The sequence below is a fragment of the Cupriavidus sp. MEYA8 genome (genome assembly GCF_059278825.1).
In genome coordinates, this window is record NZ_CM181221.1 from 1,083,938 (window position 1) to 1,099,872 (window position 15,935).

Genomic DNA, 15,935 nt, shown 5'->3' on the forward strand with positions numbered 1-15,935 from the left:
TGCGCCGGTCGTCCCTTGCCCCCAATTCCCATGATCCACGCAATTCTCGAACGGCTTGCGGCGGGCTTCGCCGTGTGCCTGCTGGCGCTTGGCTTTGCCGTGCCGGCGCACGCCGGCGCTTACGAGGCGGCCTTGCCGCCGGAACTGTCCACCGCGGCGGACCTGTGCGCGCTGGTGTCCTGCACCGAAGTGCTGCCCGGCGCCACCAGCTTCTCTCCGCGCAAGGGACAACCGCCCTACGTCGAAGGCTATCGCACTGGCGCGGACGGCAAGCGCGAGGTGATCGGGTACGTGATGTTGTCCACCGACATCACCGATACGCCAGCGTATTCCGGCAAGCCGGTGGTGACGCTGATCGGCATGGATACGCGAGGGCAGTACACCGGAGTCAGGGTGCTGAAGCATTCCGAGCCGATCCTGCTGCTGGGCATCCCGGAATCGGCGCTGCTCGATTTCAACCAGCAGTACGTCGGCAAATCGGTTGCCGACAAGATCGAGGTCGGGCAGTCGCGGCCGGACGAAGGCGTGGTCGGTGTCGATGCGATTTCCGGCGCCACCGTGACGGTGATCGCGCAGAACCAGGTGCTGACCACGTCGGGCGCGGCAGTGGCGCGGCAGGTCGGCATCCTGGCGCCGGCGAAGCGGGCACCGGCGCGGTTCGCCGAAAGCGGAAAACAATATGGCTGGCAGCAACTGGTGGCCGGCGGACTGGTGCAGCGGCTGCTCGTGCAGCCGGCGCAGGTCGGGCTGCCCGGCAGCGGCGAGCCCTTTATCGAACTGTGGTTTGGCGATCTCAATCATCCCGACATCGGCCGCAGCGTGCTGGGCGATGCCGGCTGGCAGGGGCTGCGCGCGCAGCTAAAGCCCGGCGAGCACGCCATTTTCGTGGTCCGCACCCGGGGGGCGGAATCGTTCAAGGGCTCGGGCTTCGTGCGCGGCGGCATCTACGATCGCGTGCAGGTGCGCCAGGGTGCCGACGCGTTCACCTTCCGCGACCTGGACTACCTCAACCTCTACGGCGTCGCGGCGGAGGGCGCGCCGGCGGTGACGGAGTCGGCGATCTTCGTGATCCGGTCGCCGGCGTTTTCCGCGGCGTATCCGTGGAAGCTGTCATTCCTCGGCAATCGCGTCGACCGCGCCACCGGCACGCGCAGCTTCGCCAGCTTCGATGCGCCATACTGGCTGCCGGCAGCGATGCTGCAGGGCGGCCGGCCGCAGCTCGACGAACCCGAGGCGCCGTGGCGCAAGGTCTGGCGCAAGCAGGCCACCGCAATTGGCCTGTTCATCGCGCTGCTCGGCGCGGTCACGCTGGTCTACGCACTGCGCGACCGCCTGACGCGGCGCGCTACACACAAGAACAAATGGCCGGTCAATGCGTTCAAATACACCGCCTGGGCGCTCAGCATTGTCTTTGTCGGCTTCGGCGCGATGGCGCAGCCATCGATCACGCAGGTGCTGACGTGGTTCCATGCACTGCTGCTGCGCTGGGACTGGGCGTTGTTCCTCAGCGATCCCTTTATCTTCTGCTTCTGGATCTTCATTATCATCACCGTGTTGCTGTTCGGGCGCGGGCTGTTCTGCGGCTGGCTGTGCCCGTTCGGCTCGCTGTCCGAGGCGATCTACAAGCTGGGCCGTTTCCAGGGCCTGAAGCGATGGCAGCGGCAGTTGCCGCGCCACTGGCATGACCGGCTCAAGTGGGTCAAGTACGGCGTGTTCTTCGGGCTGCTGGCGGTGTCGGTGTTTTCGATGGGACTGGCCGAGATGCTGGCGGAGATCGAGCCGTTCAAGACGACCTTCCTGGTCGGCATCCCGAACCGCGCGTGGCCCTACGGGCTGTTCGCCTGCACGCTGCTGGGACTGTCGCTGTTCATTGAACGGCCTTACTGCAAGTACCTGTGCCCGCTCGGCGCCGCACTGGCAATGCCCAGCACGTTCCGCTGGTTTGGCCTGCGGCGCAAGCCCGACTGCAACCACTGCAAGGCATGCGCGGTGGGCTGCGGCGCGCAGGCGATCGATGCCGATGGCCGCATCGACCATCGCGAATGCCTGCATTGCCTCGACTGCATGGTGCTCTATACCGATACGCGCGGCTGCCCGCCGCTGGCGCGCGAGCGCAAGCGGCGCGAACGCGACGGGCTGCCGCTGACGCCGGTGGGACGCAACGGGTATTTCATCCCGCTGGTGCCGGTGCCGGCTGAAGCGGCGCAGCCGTCGGGCCCGGATCCGCGCATGCCGACGGACCCGGTGGCGCCCCCCTACGCGGTAACGGCCGGCGTCGCGCGCTGGGTCGCCGAGCTGTGGGACCACTTGTGTCCATGGAGCGGGCAGGGCTGGCGCACCGCTGCCGCACTGCAGCTGGCGGGCCTCGCGGTGGCGCTGGCCGCAACCGTTGCGTGGGCACTGGCGGCCAGCGGACAGATGCGCGCCGGCGCGGTGATCGGCTGGTGGCTGGGCTGGAGCCTCTATGAAGTTCTGATCCGCCTGTCCGGCAAGCGCTATGTCAAGGATGGCCCGTGGTGGCGCGGCCGTTACCGGCGCGCAACTGTGATGGACATGCTTAGCTATGTCGGCTTCAAGAACCTGCTGGTCGGTGCGTTGCTGTTCCTGGCGCTGAAGGCGATGGGGATGCTGGCCGCATGAAGCTGCTGCCTGGTATCGTGCTCCTATGGATAAGCTGCGCGCAGGCCGCGACCTGGCGCGTGCAGCCCGGCCAGTCGCTGCAGGCAGCGATCGATGCCGCCGGCGCGGGGGACACCATCGAGATCGCGCGCGGCCACTACACCGGCAACTTCGTCATCGACAAGCCGCTGGTGCTGCGCGGCATCGCGCGGCCCACGCTCGGCGGCGCGCTGCGCGGCGATACGCTGCGCATCACGGCGCCGGACGTGACCGTCGAAGGCCTGATCGTGCGCGACTCCGGCGACAGCCTGAAGGACCAGAACGCCGGCATCTATATCCGCCCCGGCGCGCACCGCGCCGTGGTGCGCCATTGCGACCTGACCTACAACCTGTTCGGGCTGTGGATCGAGAAGGCCGACGATGTCCGCATCGAACGCAACACCATCACCGGCAAGCGCGACTACAACTCGGCGCAGCGCGGCAACGGCGTGCAGCTCTACAACACGCGCGGCGCACGCATCCTCGACAACAACATCAGCTTCGTGCGCGATGCACTCTATGTCGATGTCTCGCACCACGCCATCTTTCGCGGCAACCGGCTGCACCACAGCCGCTACGGCACCCATTACATGAACTCGTACCACAACCTGTGGGAAGGCAACGACAGCTACCGCAACCGCGGCGGGCTGGCGCTGATGGAGGTGCGCGACCAGGTCGTGCGCAACAACCGCACCTGGGGCAATGCCGACCACGGCATCATGCTGCGCACGCTGCAGGACTCGGTGATCGAAGGCAATGTAGTCGCCGGCAACCAGCGCGGCTTCTTTATCTACGACGTCGAGTACGCGACGCTGCGCGGCAACCTGGTGCTGGGCAATGCGATCGGCGTGCACCTGTCGGCCGGCTCGACGCGCAACGTGGTGCAGGGCAACGATTTCATCGGCAACCGCGAGCCGGTGCGCTACGTGGGCGCGCGCGACGAGCCGTGGGGCGGGCGCGGACAGGGCAACTACTGGAGCGGCTACCTGGGCTGGGACCGCGACGGCGATGGCGTGGGTGACGTGCCATACCAGGCCAATGACCTCGTCGACCGGCTCGGCTGGCACTACCCCGGGGTGACGCTGCTGCTGGGCAGTCCGGCGCTGCAGGCGCTGCGGCTGGCGGCACGGCAGTTCCCGGTGATCCGGGCGCCGGGCGTGGTCGATGCCTATCCGCGGATGCGCCCGGTGCGCGCCAACTGGAGGGACTGGGATGCTCAGACCGGCAACTGAAATGATCACGGATGCCATTGCGCTGACCGGCGTCAGCCGGCACTTCGGCTCGCTGCGCGCCGTGGACGATGTCAGCCTCAGCGTGGGGCAGGGCGAACTGATCGGGCTGATCGGGCATAACGGCGCGGGCAAGAGCACGCTGTTCAGGATGATGCTGGGGCTGTTGCCGCCCACGCATGGCACCTTGCGCGTCGCCGGTGCCGACGTGGGCAGCCGCGCCTTTCGCGCCGCGCGGCGCGGCATCGGCTACCTGCCCGAGCATCTGGTGCTGTATGACAACCTGAGCGGGCTCGAAACGCTGCGCTTCTTCGCGCGCCTGAAGGGCGTGAACGCGGATGCCTGCGCGCCGATGCTCGACCAGGTCGGCCTGTCCGCCGCCGCCGCACGGCCGGTGCGCGAGTATTCGAAAGGGATGCGCCAACGGCTCGGTTTCGCGCAGGCGCTGCTCGGCGCACCGCGCGTGCTGTTTCTCGACGAACCGACCAACGGGCTGGACCCGGCGGCAATCCGCGACTTCTACCGGATGCTCGACGCGCTGCGCGAGCGCGGCGTGACCATCGTCATCACCTCGCACATCCTGGCCGAGCTGCAGCAGCGCATCGACCGCTTCGCCATTCTTGCCGGCGGCCGCTTGCAGGCCACCGGCAGCCTGGAGGCGCTGCGCGCGCAGGCGGGGCTGCCGCTGACACTGCGGTTGCGCCTCGAGCCGGGCGCGCGCGAGCACGCGCTGCGCCTGCTGCGGACGCAAGCGTACGGCATGATCGAAGTGGTGGACGAGATGGAGGAAGGGCCGGATGAACTGACCGTGCGCTGTCCCGTTGCCGCCAAGATGCCGATGCTCGCCGCATTGCAGCCGCTTGCGGGCCGCCTGCGTGACCTGCAGATCCGCGAGCCCTCGCTCGAAGACCTGTTCCTCGGCATGCGGGGGCAAGCATGAGCGCGCGCATCGATGCAAGGCAGGTGGCAGCGATCGCCGCCAAGGAATTCCGCGACCGCATGCGCAACCGCTGGGTGCTGGCCGTGGCCGTCGTCTTCACCGCGCTGTCGGTGGCGATCGGCTATTTCGGCGGCGCCGAGCAGGGTGTGCTCGGACCGCGTTCGCTGGAGTTCGTCATCACCAGCCTGGCGAGCCTGGTGATCTACCTGGTGCCGATGATCGCGCTGCTGCTCGGCTTCGATGCCGTGGTGGGCGAGCGCGAGCGCGGCTCGCTGGACCTGTTGCTGTCGTTGCCGCTGACGCGCGGCGAGCTGTTGCTCGGCAAGTACCTCGGGCTGGCCGCCGCATTGCTGCTTGCCACCGCCGGCGGCTTTGCCTTGATGGCGCTACTGCTGGCGCGCCAGTTCGGCTGGGCCGGCCTGTACCACTACCTCGGCTTTGTCGCCAGCGCCGGGCTGCTCGGCCTGGCGTTCCTGAGCCTGGCGCTATGGCTGTCGGTGCTGTCGCGCGACCGCGCGCAGGCATCGGGCCTGGCGATCGGCCTGTGGTTCTTTTTCGTGCTGGTGTTCGACCTGCTGCTGCTCGGGCTGCTGGTCGCCGGCGCGGGCGAGGGCGGCGCCAGCGGGTCCGGCATCGATTGGATCGCGTGGCTGCTGCTGCTGAACCCCGCGGACCTGTTCCGCATCGTCAATGCCTTTTCACTCGACCAGTTGCGCAGCGCCGGCGGCGTTGCCAGCATCGTGCCGCCGGCGCTGGCCAGCCCCTGGCCCACCGGCGCGGCGCTGCTGGCGTGGATTGCCGTGCCGCTGGTCCTTGCTGCCAGGAGATTCCGCTGATGTGTTCCCCATCCTCTTTGCGCCGCCGCCACCTGATGCTTGCCATGGCCGGCGCCACGGTCCTCGTTGCCGCCTGCGGCAAGAAGCCGGAAGGCACCGCGCAGCCGCAGGAAATCGAATCCGCCACCGCCTGCGTGCTGGATGGCATGCTGCTGGCCGACTATCCCGGCCCCAAGGCGCAGATCTTCTACGCCGGCGACGCGCGCCCGCAGTGGTTTTGCGACACAGTGGAAATGTTCCACGCACTGCTGCGGCCCGAGCAGGTCAGGCCGGTGCGCGCGGTGTTCGTGCAGGACATGGCGCGGGCTGACTGGGAACGGCCGCGCGGCCACTGGTTCGATGCCACCACCGGCGTGTATGTCGCCGGCAGCGGGCGCCACGGATCGATGGGGCCGACGCTGGCGAGCTTCCGCGCCGAGAGCGATGCCAGCGCCTTTATCGCCCGCCATGGCGGCAGGCTGCGGCGCTACGCCGAGGTGACGCCGGAACTGGCGGACCTCGGCGGCGGCGCCATGCACGACAGCCGGATGTAGCCGGCGGTCATGCGAGGCGCGCGCCTCTGATGGCTCAGTTGCCGCTGCCCGGCACCAGGCGGCGCTGGCGCACCGACTCCGCCAGGCCTTCCAGCACCTTGACCGATTCATCCCAGCCGATGCACGCATCGGTGACCGACTGGCCGTAGGTCAGGTTTTCCACCGGCGTGCCTTGCACGTGGTCCTGGCGGCCCGCCACCAGGTGCGATTCGACCATCACGCCGATGATGCGCTGGTCGCCGCCGGCGATCTGGCGGCCGATGTCTTCGCACACCGGGATCTGGTTCTCATGCTTCTTGCTGCTGTTGGCATGCGAGGCGTCGATCATCAGGCGCGAGGCCAGCCCGGCCTTGGCGATGGCGTCGCACGCTTCCTGCACGCTGGCGGCATCGTAGTTGGGCGCCTTGCCGCCGCGCAGGATCACGTGGCAGTCCTCGTTGCCCGAGGTCGACACGATCGCAGAGTGGCCGCCCTTGGTCACCGACAGGAAATGGTGCGGTTGCGACGCGGCCTTGATCGCGTCCACCGCGATCTTGACGTTGCCGTCGGTGCCGTTCTTGAAGCCCACCGGGCACGACAGTCCGGAGGCCAGCTCGCGGTGCACCTGCGACTCGGTGGTGCGCGCGCCGATCGCGCCCCAGCTGACCAGGTCGGCGATATATTGCGGGCTGATCATGTCGAGGTACTCGGTGCCGGTCGGCACGCCCAGCTCGCTGATGTTCAGCAGCAGCTCGCGCGCGGTGCGCAGGCCGTCGTTGATCTTGAAGCTGCCGTCCATGTGCGGGTCGTTGATCAGGCCCTTCCAGCCCACCGTGGTGCGCGGCTTCTCGAAGTAGACGCGCATCACCACTTCCAGCTCGTTGGCGAAGCGGTCGCGCTGCACCTTGAGCAGCTTGGCGTATTCCAGCGCGGCGCGGGTATCGTGGATCGAGCACGGGCCGATGATGACGATGAGCCGGTCATCCATGCCATGCAGGATGCGGTGCATGGCCTGGCGCGCGCCGTAGATCACGTCCGAAGCCGCTTCTGAGCAGCCAAATTCGCGGATCAGGTGCGCCGGCGGCAGCAGCTCCTTGAGTTCGCGAATGCGCAGGTCGTCGGTGTTCTTCAGCATGATGGCTCCGTGAATCTTGTGAGGTCGTGAGAGTGGGGAAGCAATGGGGTATAAAAAAACCGCCAGGGTCGCTGGCGGTTTTTTTTGTATTCGGGGCGCTTACAGCCGTCCCTCCCTATCCGCCAGCGGTGTGAGATCGCTAAAGAAGTAAAAGTAAAACTTAGCGGACATGGCGGAAAAGGATGTTGGCTGAGGTCAGCTTGATTCGATTTTGTGGATAGGCGCTGGATTCATGCTGCACTGCGTGGCAGAAAGGCAGAAAATTGCGCGCCGGTCGACAATTGTTCGGCGTGCCTCGGTTGCCTGCGTCGCGACGAAGCATCTTTATAGCGCCTTTTGCCGGGGTTGGCAAGTGTCCGCGGCGCCGCGTGCGGCACCGCACGGTAGCTGTCGTGGCGCGCCGCTTCCTGCTGTATCGCCTGAGGCCGCCGCCTATATTGAACGGGAGGGAGCGCACGGGGAGGTGCATCATGAGCGTCGACGAGGCGAGGCTGAATGCCTTCATGGAGAAGTTCGTCCACGATATCGGCGCGGTGATGCACGCCGCCACCGTGGTGGTCGGCGATGAACTGGGCCTGTACAAGGCCATGGCGGAAAAGCCGATGACCGCCGATATGCTGGCGCAAAAAACCCGTACCGACGTGCGTTACCTGCGCGAATGGCTGTCGGCCCAGGCCGCCAGCGGCTACGTCGACTACGATCCCGACAGCGCGGAATTCAGCCTGAACGAAGAGCAGGCCTTTGCACTGGCGCAAGAGGGCAGCACGGCGTTCATTCCAGGCGCGTTCCAGATAGCGGTGGCGCAGTTCCGCGCTATCCCGAAGATGATCGACATCTTCCGCAACGGGCGCGGGCTGGGCTGGCATGAACACGACCCGGCGCTGTTCCACGGCACCGAGCGCTTTTTCCGGCCGGGCTATTCCGCGCACCTGGTCTCGGAATGGATCCCCGCGCTCGACGGCATCGAGGCGCGGCTCAGGCGCGGGGCCAGCGTGGCCGATGTGGGTTGCGGCCATGGCGCGTCGACCATCATCCTGGCGCAGGCCTATCCGGCCTCGCGTTTTGTCGGCTTTGACTACCACGAGCCTTCGGTACGCCATGCCACCGAGGCCGCGCGGCGCGCCGGTGTAGGCGACCGCGTGCGCTTCGAAGTGGCCAGCGCCAAGGACTACGCCGGCAAGGACTACGACCTGGTGGCGGTGTTCGACTGCCTGCACGACATGGGCGACCCCGTGGGCGCGGCACGGCACGTGCGCGAGACGCTGCGGCCGGACGGCGCATGGATGATCGTCGAACCGTTCGCCAACGACAAGCTGGAAGACAACCTCAATCCCGTCGGGCGCGTGTTCTATTCCGCCTCCACGTTCATCTGCACGCCGGCGTCGCGCTCGCAGGAAGTGGGGCTGTGCCTGGGGGCGCAGGCAGGCGAGGCGCGCATGCGCGGCGTGGCCGAGCAGGCCGGCTTCGGCAGCTTCCGCAGGGCGGCGCAGACGCCGTTCAACCTGGTGTACGAGGCGCGGCCGTTCGCCCCCGACACACCATGAAAAACGGGACCCGCGGGTCCCGTTTCGTTGTGGCGATGCGGCGTCAGGCCGTGCCGCCCACCGTCATATTTTCGATCCGCAGCGTCGGCTGGCCCACGCCCACCGGCACGCTCTGGCCTTCCTTGCCGCAGACGCCAACGCCGGAATCCAGGCGCATGTCGTTGCCGATCATGGTCACGTCCTTCAGCGATTCGGGGCCGTTGCCGACCAGCGTCGCGCCCTTGACCGGGTACGTGATCTTGCCATCCTCGATCATGTACGCCTCGCTCGCAGAGAACACGAACTTGCCGTTGGTGATATCGACCTGGCCTCCGCCGAAGTTGACCGCATAGAGGCCCTTCTTGACGCTGGCGATGATTTCCTGCGGGTCCCTGTCGCCGTTGAGCATGTAGGTATTGGTCATGCGCGGCATCGGCAGCGCGGCATAGCTTTCGCGGCGCGCGTTGCCGGTGACCGGCATCTTCATCAGGCGCGCGTTGAGCGTGTCCTGCATATAGCCGCGCAGGATGCCGTCCTCGATCAGCGTGGTGCACTGGGTCGGGTTGCCTTCGTCGTCCAGGTTGAGCGAGCCGCGGCGGTTGGCCAGCGTGCCGTCGTCAACCACCGTCACGCCCTTGGCCGCGACGCGTTCGCCCATGCGGCCGGAAAATGCCGACGAGCCCTTGCGGTTGAAGTCGCCTTCCAGGCCGTGGCCGACCGCCTCGTGCAGCAGCACGCCGGGCCAGCCCGGGCCCAGCACGACGGTCATGGCACCGGCCGGGGCGGGGCGGGCGTCAAGGTTGACCAGCGCCGACGACACGGCTTCGTCCACGTACTTCTGCAGCAGGTCGTCATTGAAGTACCCGTAGGCATAGCGGCCGCCGCCGCCCGACGAGCCGATCTCGCGGCGCCCGCCCTGTTCGGCGATCACTGTCACCGACACGCGCACCAGCGGGCGCACGTCGGCGGCGATCACGCCGTCGCTGCGCGCCACCAGCACCACGTCGTACTCGCCGGCCAGGCCTGCCATCACCTGCACCACGCGCGGGTCCTTGGCGCGCGCCATGCGTTCGATGCGCTCGAGCAGCGCCACCTTTTCGGCGGCGGTCATCGAATCGAGCGGGTCGTTGGGCGCGTACAGGTTGCGGCCCGCGTGCGAGGCCAGTTCACCCGCCACCTTGACGCGGCCGTTGCCGGCGCGGCCGATGGTGCGCGTGGCGGCAGCCGCCTGCGACAGCGCGGCCAGGCTGATGTCGTCCGAATAGGCAAAGGCGGTCTTGTCGCCCGACACGGCGCGCACGCCCACGCCCTGGTCGATGCTGAAGCTGCCCGACTTGACAATGCCTTCTTCCAGGCTCCAGGCCTCGTTGCGGGTGTACTGGAAGTACAGGTCGGCGTAGTCGACCTTGTGCGTGAAGATATCGGCCAGCACGCGCTGCAGCTTGGCCTCGTCCAGGCCGTATGGCGCCAGCAGCAGTTGCTGCGCGGTGGCCAGGTTGCGGATTCCGAGATCGCCGGCGTTCATGAGATGTCCTTTCTTCTGTTTGCCGCCCCGGCAAGCCATGGAATTGCCGGTGGCATGAAATACCTGGTGCGGGTGCCGGATGAGATCAAATGCGCGATCACATGCTGCCCCGCGGTTGCGTACATGCTACAGCACCCGGTGACGCAATGCCGGCAGGTTTTGCCGGACCTCTTCGAGCCGCGCCGGGTCGATGGTGCCGGCCACCACGCCTTCGCCTTCGGGCAGCATGGCCAGCACTTCACCCCACGGGTCGACCAGCATCGAATGGCCCCAGGTGCGACGGCCGTTCTCATGCTTGCCACCCTGTGCGGCGGCCAGCACATAGCACTGGTTTTCAATGGCCCGTGCGCGCAGCAGGATTTCCCAGTGCGCCTGGCCGGTGGTGTAGGTGAAGGCGGCCGGCATCAGGATCAGGCTGGTGCCCGCGCCGGACGCCAGCCCGCGGTACAGCTCGGGAAAGCGCAGGTCGTAGCACACCGACATGGCCACGCGGCCGCACGGTGCATCGAAGCTGACCGGGGTGCGGCCGGCCAGGATGGTGCGCGATTCGTCATAGCTTTCGGCTCCGCGCGTGAAGCCGAACAGGTGGATCTTGTCGTACCGCGCCACGCGTTCGCCGCGCGGGTCGAAGGCGAGCGAGGTGTTGTACACGCGCTCCGGGTCGTCGCACCACATCGGCAGCGTGCCGCCCACCAGCCAGATGCCATGGTGGCGCGCGGCGCCGGCCAGGAACTGCTGGACCGGGCCATCGCCGTCGTGCTCGCGCACCGCCACCTTGTCCGCTTCGGAGCGGCCCATCATGCAGAAGTATTCGGGCAGCAGCACCAGCTGCGCGCCGCCGGCTGCGGCCTCGGCGATCAGCGCCTCGGCGCGCGCGAGGTTGGCATCGAGCGAAGTGCCGGTAACGGTCTGCACGGCGGCCACGCGGAACGGGGCGGGGGCGGTCATGGGCGTTGGTTTCCTCTTTGGACTCTCTTGAGTTCTCTCGGACGGCAGCGGCTTCAGTGCGGGAGCGCGGGCTCGGCGCGGTTCTGGAAGCGGGGGGCTTGCATATCATTCTCCTCCACTTTGCCGATCTGCGGGTTGGCCCAGCTGCCGGTGATGCGGTAGTGCTGGGTGAATACCTTGGAGAACTCGTCGGCAAACAGCAGTTGCGCGGCGAGCGTGCCGATGCCCAGCACCGGGTTGATAAAGGCCGCCGCCACCGAGGTCGAGGTGGCATTGATGCGCGGCACCACCTCCACGCGCAGGTCCTGGGTCTCGCGCAGCAGGTTGGCGGTGCCGCTCATGCTGGCGATGATCTGCGGGCTCTTGAGTTCGAAATCCTGGATGGTGCCGACCCCGTTCTCGATCGTGCCAGAGCCCGAAATGCGGTCGAACAGCAGTCCGCGCCCCGACAGGCTGCGGAAGTCCAGCGTGGCAAAGCGCAGCAGCCCCTGCAGGCTGAGCACGCCCAGCAGCCGCGCCGCGCCCGGTTCGACGCTCAGGATCTGGCCATTCTCCAGGTCGAGCGACAGCTTGCCGGACAACGTCGGGTAGTCGATCGACAGCGGCGAGCCGCGCCAGGCCACGCGGCCTTCCAGCTTGCCCTTGCCGTCGCGCAGCGTGTGCGGCAGCCCCAGGCGGTCGAGCGTGGCGCCGGCGTCGCCGATGTCGATGACGAACGACAGCAGGGTGCGGCGCTCGGTACTGCCGTCGGCGCGCAGCCGGCGCGGCACGCGCCAGCTGCCGTGGCCGGTCAGCGTGGCATCGGGCTGTTCGATCCTTAGCTTGTCCAGGGTCCAGACCGGGTCGGTGCCGCTGGTGCCGGTATGCGCCTTGACCTCCAGCTTGCCGAAGTCGTGGCCGCGCAGCATGAACTGCTCGGCGACCAGGTCGATGGCGGGCAGTTCGTCGATGCTGCTGGCGAGGGCGTCGACCACGTTCTGCTCGTCGCTGGCGTCGGGCACGTTCAGGCGCGACAGTCGCAATTGCAGCGCGCCCGTGGCATTGGCGCCAGCGGTACCGGCGGCCGGCTGCCACTGCACGGCGCCGGCGATCTGGCGCGATTCGATCCTGGCATTCCAGCCGTCGCGCTCGCGCGTGGCGTCGAGCGCGACGTCGTCGAGCGTGCGGCCCATGCCATGGAGCGTGCCGGCGCGCAGCGCAATGCGCCCGGGCAGGAAGGGCGAGGGGCGCCCGCCGTCGCCCGTGGAGGCCGTTCCGGCAAAGGCCGCGCGCCAGGCGTCTATGTCGAGCCGGTCGAAGGTCGCCGCGGCGCTGACGCCGGCCATCGGCGCGGGCGCCGCCTGTTGCACGCCAATGCCACCGGCGACGACTTCGATGCCATTGCCGCCGTTCTGGTCGCGGCGCAACAGGTAGCGTGCGTTGAGGGCGTTGCCCAGCTGCAGCGCCAGTTCGTCGATGCCGGCGCGGCCGGGCGCGGGGCGCAGCTCGACGCGCAGCGGCAGGTCGTGCGCCGCCGCCTTGGCCAGCGGTGCCGGCAATCCGATCGCCATGCCGTTGAGCGATGAATTCAACTGCACCTGCAGCTCCTGTTCGCGCATCGCGATCACGGTGTTGTAGCCGGTGCTGCCTTCCAGCCTGGCCGCCAGCGGCGCCAGTGCCGAGCCTGCCGCGGCCTCGCGCAGGCCCGCGGCCGAGACGGTGCCGCTCGCGGTGACGCGCGTGCCCCCTTCCGGCTGGGTGCCGCCGCCGAGCTTGACTTCGCCGCCCAGGAAGCGCGCGCGCAGGTTCTCCAGCCCGAACCCGTGCTCGTTGAACGTGATGTCGCCGCTGGCATTGCCGAATGCCGGCAGCTGCGGGCTGAGCACCACGTCGTTGCCGGGGAAGCGGAAACGGCCCTCCACCTTGGCCGCGTTGGCGTGCTCCAGCGGCATGTCGAGCTTGAGCCTGAGTTCGCCGTTGCCATGCGCGCGTGCCGCGTCGGCCACGCGCGCGGTCCATTCGCGCACCGGCGAGGCGGCGATATAGCGCAGGAAGCCCTGCACCGGCCCGCTGGCACCGCCGTCGATGGCGAGGCGGCCATGCTCGCTGAGGTCGTCGATGCGGCCGTTGACGTCCTGCAGCACCACGCCCGGGATGTCGTGCACCGAGGCGCGCCGTGCCAGGAAGGTCATGCCGCCGCGGTCAAATGTGACCTGTCCGGCGATGTCGGTGAACACCGGCCACAGCGGCGCGCCCCCCGCGCCAGTCTCGTGCGGTGCAATCTGGTAGCTGACGCGCTCGATCGGCACGTCGACGCGGAACTCGCCCGCCTTCTCGAACGGCGCGTGGAACGGGAAATGCTCCAGGTCGCCCCTGAGCACGAAGCTGACGCCGGCCGCGTCGCCGCTCATCAGCGCGCCCGCGAGGTAGTGCCGCGTGCCCGCCGGGATGGTCTGCGGCAGGTAGCGCGGCACGCGCGCGACCTGGGCGCGGGTCATCTCGCCGCTCAGGTCGGCGATGCCGGAGGTGCCGTCGCCACCGGCGCGCCAGGTGCCGCGCACCGAGCCCGCCGCATCCGCGTTGGCAAAGCGGATGCCGTCCAGCGTCACCACCAGCTTGCCGCCGGCATGGTGCCAGCGCACGTCGCCGCCGATCTGGTCGAACGGCACGCGCGGCTCCTCGAACAGCCCGGGCACCACCAGCGATGCGTTATTGCCTTCGAAGCGCGCACTGCCTTGCTGGTCGTCGAACGAGAACGTGCCCGACAGGCGCGAGAAACCGGGCGTGCCCAGCCGCGGACGGCCCTTGGTATCCAGGGCCGGCACCGCCGCCTGGCCGTTGACCGAGACGTCGCGCAGCGTGCCCTGCAGGCTGTAGTGGGGCTTGCCACCGCTGCGGTCGAGCATGCCGGCGCGCTCGCGGCTCCAGCTGACGTTGAGGTTGTCGATGTGGCCGGCCGGCTGCAGCGCGCGCAGCCGGCGCAGCACCGCGGTCTCCAGCGGCATCGAGCTGGCCAGCGCGCGCACCGTGTTCAGGTCCAGCGTGGGCGCCTTCAGCGTGAACTTGCGCAGGTTGCCGTCCTTGGCATAAGCCCAGCCGAGCTCGACCTTGCGCATGCCTTCGCGCCAGCTGGCGTCGGCCGGAGCCGCCTGGCCGCTGGCAGGCTGCGGCTGCGGCTGCCACAGCAGCGTGTCGACGGTGAGCAGGTTGCTGCCGTCGCGTTCGGTCCGGTGCAGCAAAAAGGCCTGCGCATTGGCCAGCCGCAGCGGGGCGGCGGCGCCGGCCAGCTGCAGGTCGACGCTGCTGGCGCGCAGACGGGTCTGGCTGCGCACGATGCGGCCCTGGCGGAATTCGATGCTGCCGTCGGTGCTGAAGGTGCCGCTGGCCACGCCCTCGAACATGGCCAGGTAGCGCTGCAGCACCGGCAATTCCAGCTGGGCCACGTCCCAGCTGGCCTGGCCGCTCCAGTAGCGCCAGTTGCCGGCGCTGTGCAGGTAATCGTTGCTGAAGGTGGACTTGACCACCAGCGGGCGCGGGCCCAGCGCCGGCGAGCGCGCTTCCAGCGTCACGGTATGGCGCGAGCCGTCGCGGCGGGTGTCGAGGAGGATTTCGCCGATATCGAGCTGCGGCAGGCCTGCCTTCTCGTCGAGCCAGCGCAGCCTGCCGTCGGACAGCGACACGCGGCCCTGCGACATCAGCCAGCCCAGGAAGCGGTCGTCTTCCTGCTGGCCGCCGGTGGCATCGACCTGCATGCCGCCGACCAGCAGCTTGCCCTCGGGCGTGCGGCGCACCAGGATGTCGGTGCCGGTGGCGCCCAGGCTGACGAACTGCAGGCCCATGCTGAACAGCGAGCGCCACGACAGCTTGCCGTCTAGCGTGGCGGTCGCAAGCAGCACGCGCTTGCCATTGTCCACGGCGCGGAGGTCGCGGGCGCGGAAGGCGGGGTGCCAGCCGTCCCAGTAGGTATCGAGCGCGCCGATGGTGACCTGTGCCGACAGCGCGAGCGAGCCGCGTTCCTCCAGCCATTCGCGCGCGGCCGATGCCTGCGGCCATAGCACGAAGCGGATCAGCAGGCCCGCCACCAGCGCCAGCACGCCCAGCACCAGCGCCAGCCGTACCAGCGCGCGTCCCAGGCCGCGCCAGAACGGGTGGCGCACCATGCGAACGACCGCGCGCGCGCCGGCGCCGGCGAGGCCGCGCAGCCGCGCGAGGCCCGACGCGGGGCGCGTCAGGGCAGGGGAATCGATACCTGTAGCAGCCAAGGAATGAGCGGGTGGTGGCGAAGCGGGGTTGTTCGCGGCGTTGTCAGCGGATTTGTTGGCGGAACTGGTAGCGGAGCTTTTGACGGTGTCGTTGGCCGGAGCCGGCAGCGTAGCGGCGGCCATATGCCCGCCCGCGCCGCCATTGGGGGGAGCACCGTCAGCGGGTTGTGGGGCGCGGCTGGACATGCGCAGATTATCCGACAATACTAGCCGCTCTCCAATCTGGTGCCCGGCCGGCTACAACAAGAATGCGCGCACCGCGCGCGGCGTGAACCGATGCGGCATGACCCGGGCTCGCCCGCTTTGCCGCCGGTACCGGCCGCACCTTTTCTCGCATTTCAAATTACTGGAATGACTGTCTCTGACCCGACGAGTTCCGCCGCTGGCG

General features: G+C 68.5%; 10 protein-coding genes. 6 read left to right on the plus strand and 4 right to left on the minus strand.

The features are described 5' to 3' along the window. The first annotated feature begins 30 nt into the window (after window positions 1-30). From AC5WJ1_RS05025 to AC5WJ1_RS05045, 5 genes are read left to right on the plus strand one after another with little or no spacing between them, the layout of a single operon-like run. Window positions 31-2,640: a 4Fe-4S binding protein gene (locus AC5WJ1_RS05025; protein WP_494476381.1), complete on the plus strand. Its 2,610-nt coding sequence runs from the start codon at window positions 31-33 to the stop codon at window positions 2,638-2,640. Then, window positions 2,637-3,890: a nitrous oxide reductase family maturation protein NosD gene (locus AC5WJ1_RS05030; protein ID WP_195428086.1), complete on the plus strand. Its 1,254-nt coding sequence runs from the start codon at window positions 2,637-2,639 to the stop codon at window positions 3,888-3,890. The genes AC5WJ1_RS05025 and AC5WJ1_RS05030 overlap by 4 nt, the downstream gene beginning before the upstream one ends. Before the next feature lies 1 nt (window position 3,891). Beyond that, window positions 3,892-4,827, plus strand: a complete 936-nt coding sequence (locus AC5WJ1_RS05035) for an ABC transporter ATP-binding protein (RefSeq protein ID WP_195428085.1) — start codon at window positions 3,892-3,894, stop codon at window positions 4,825-4,827. Next, a complete protein-coding gene (locus AC5WJ1_RS05040; protein WP_195428084.1) occupies window positions 4,824-5,663 on the plus strand; it encodes an ABC transporter permease in 840 nt (279 codons plus the stop codon). The genes AC5WJ1_RS05035 and AC5WJ1_RS05040 overlap by 4 nt, the downstream gene beginning before the upstream one ends. After that, on the plus strand, window positions 5,663-6,196 hold the full coding sequence (locus AC5WJ1_RS05045) for a nitrous oxide reductase accessory protein NosL (protein ID WP_133097682.1): 534 nt from the start codon (window positions 5,663-5,665) through the stop codon (window positions 6,194-6,196). The genes AC5WJ1_RS05040 and AC5WJ1_RS05045 overlap by 1 nt, the downstream gene beginning before the upstream one ends. A 34-nt stretch (window positions 6,197-6,230) precedes the next feature. Here the strand turns inward: AC5WJ1_RS05045 and aroG are convergent, their stop codons facing one another. Beyond that, on the minus strand, window positions 6,231-7,310 hold the full coding sequence (gene aroG / locus AC5WJ1_RS05050; protein WP_165971581.1) for a 3-deoxy-7-phosphoheptulonate synthase AroG: 1,080 nt from the start codon (window positions 7,308-7,310) through the stop codon (window positions 6,231-6,233). Window positions 7,311-7,780: 470 nt separating this feature from the next. Here aroG and AC5WJ1_RS05055 point away from each other — a divergent pair, with 470 nt between their 5' ends. Further along, window positions 7,781-8,854: a class I SAM-dependent methyltransferase gene (locus tag AC5WJ1_RS05055; RefSeq protein ID WP_135704916.1), complete on the plus strand. Its 1,074-nt coding sequence runs from the start codon at window positions 7,781-7,783 to the stop codon at window positions 8,852-8,854. Between the two features lie 43 nt (window positions 8,855-8,897). Here AC5WJ1_RS05055 and tldD read toward each other — a convergent pair whose 3' ends face one another. The 3 genes from tldD to AC5WJ1_RS05070 form a co-directional block, all read right to left on the minus strand. Further along, window positions 8,898-10,358, minus strand: coding sequence for a metalloprotease TldD (gene tldD, locus AC5WJ1_RS05060; RefSeq protein WP_494476382.1), 1,461 nt, complete (start codon window positions 10,356-10,358; stop codon window positions 8,898-8,900). Between the two features lie 126 nt (window positions 10,359-10,484). After that, window positions 10,485-11,306 carry a carbon-nitrogen hydrolase family protein gene (locus AC5WJ1_RS05065; protein ID WP_195428082.1) on the minus strand — a complete coding sequence of 274 codons (822 nt, stop codon included), beginning with the start codon at window positions 11,304-11,306 and terminating at the stop codon, window positions 10,485-10,487. 53 nt (window positions 11,307-11,359) lie between these two features. Then, on the minus strand, window positions 11,360-15,733 hold the full coding sequence (locus tag AC5WJ1_RS05070) for a YhdP family protein (RefSeq protein ID WP_494476383.1): 4,374 nt from the start codon (window positions 15,731-15,733) through the stop codon (window positions 11,360-11,362). Window positions 15,734-15,935: the final 202 nt, after the last annotated feature.

Coding starts and splice junctions, on each gene's coding strand:
- AC5WJ1_RS05065 (WP_195428082.1), bottom strand. CDS start 11,306: ATGACCGCCCCCGCCCCGTTCCGCGTGGCCGCCGTGCAGACCGTTACC.
- AC5WJ1_RS05070 (WP_494476383.1), bottom strand. CDS start 15,733: ATGTCCAGCCGCGCCCCACAACCCGCTGACGGTGCTCCCCCCAATGGC.
- aroG (WP_165971581.1), bottom strand. CDS start 7,310: ATGCTGAAGAACACCGACGACCTGCGCATTCGCGAACTCAAGGAGCTG.
- AC5WJ1_RS05025 (WP_494476381.1), top strand. CDS start 31: ATGATCCACGCAATTCTCGAACGGCTTGCGGCGGGCTTCGCCGTGTGC.
- AC5WJ1_RS05040 (WP_195428084.1), top strand. CDS start 4,824: ATGAGCGCGCGCATCGATGCAAGGCAGGTGGCAGCGATCGCCGCCAAG.
- AC5WJ1_RS05030 (WP_195428086.1), top strand. CDS start 2,637: ATGAAGCTGCTGCCTGGTATCGTGCTCCTATGGATAAGCTGCGCGCAG.
- AC5WJ1_RS05045 (WP_133097682.1), top strand. CDS start 5,663: ATGTGTTCCCCATCCTCTTTGCGCCGCCGCCACCTGATGCTTGCCATG.
- tldD (WP_494476382.1), bottom strand. CDS start 10,358: ATGAACGCCGGCGATCTCGGAATCCGCAACCTGGCCACCGCGCAGCAA.
- AC5WJ1_RS05035 (WP_195428085.1), top strand. CDS start 3,892: ATGATCACGGATGCCATTGCGCTGACCGGCGTCAGCCGGCACTTCGGC.
- AC5WJ1_RS05055 (WP_135704916.1), top strand. CDS start 7,781: ATGAGCGTCGACGAGGCGAGGCTGAATGCCTTCATGGAGAAGTTCGTC.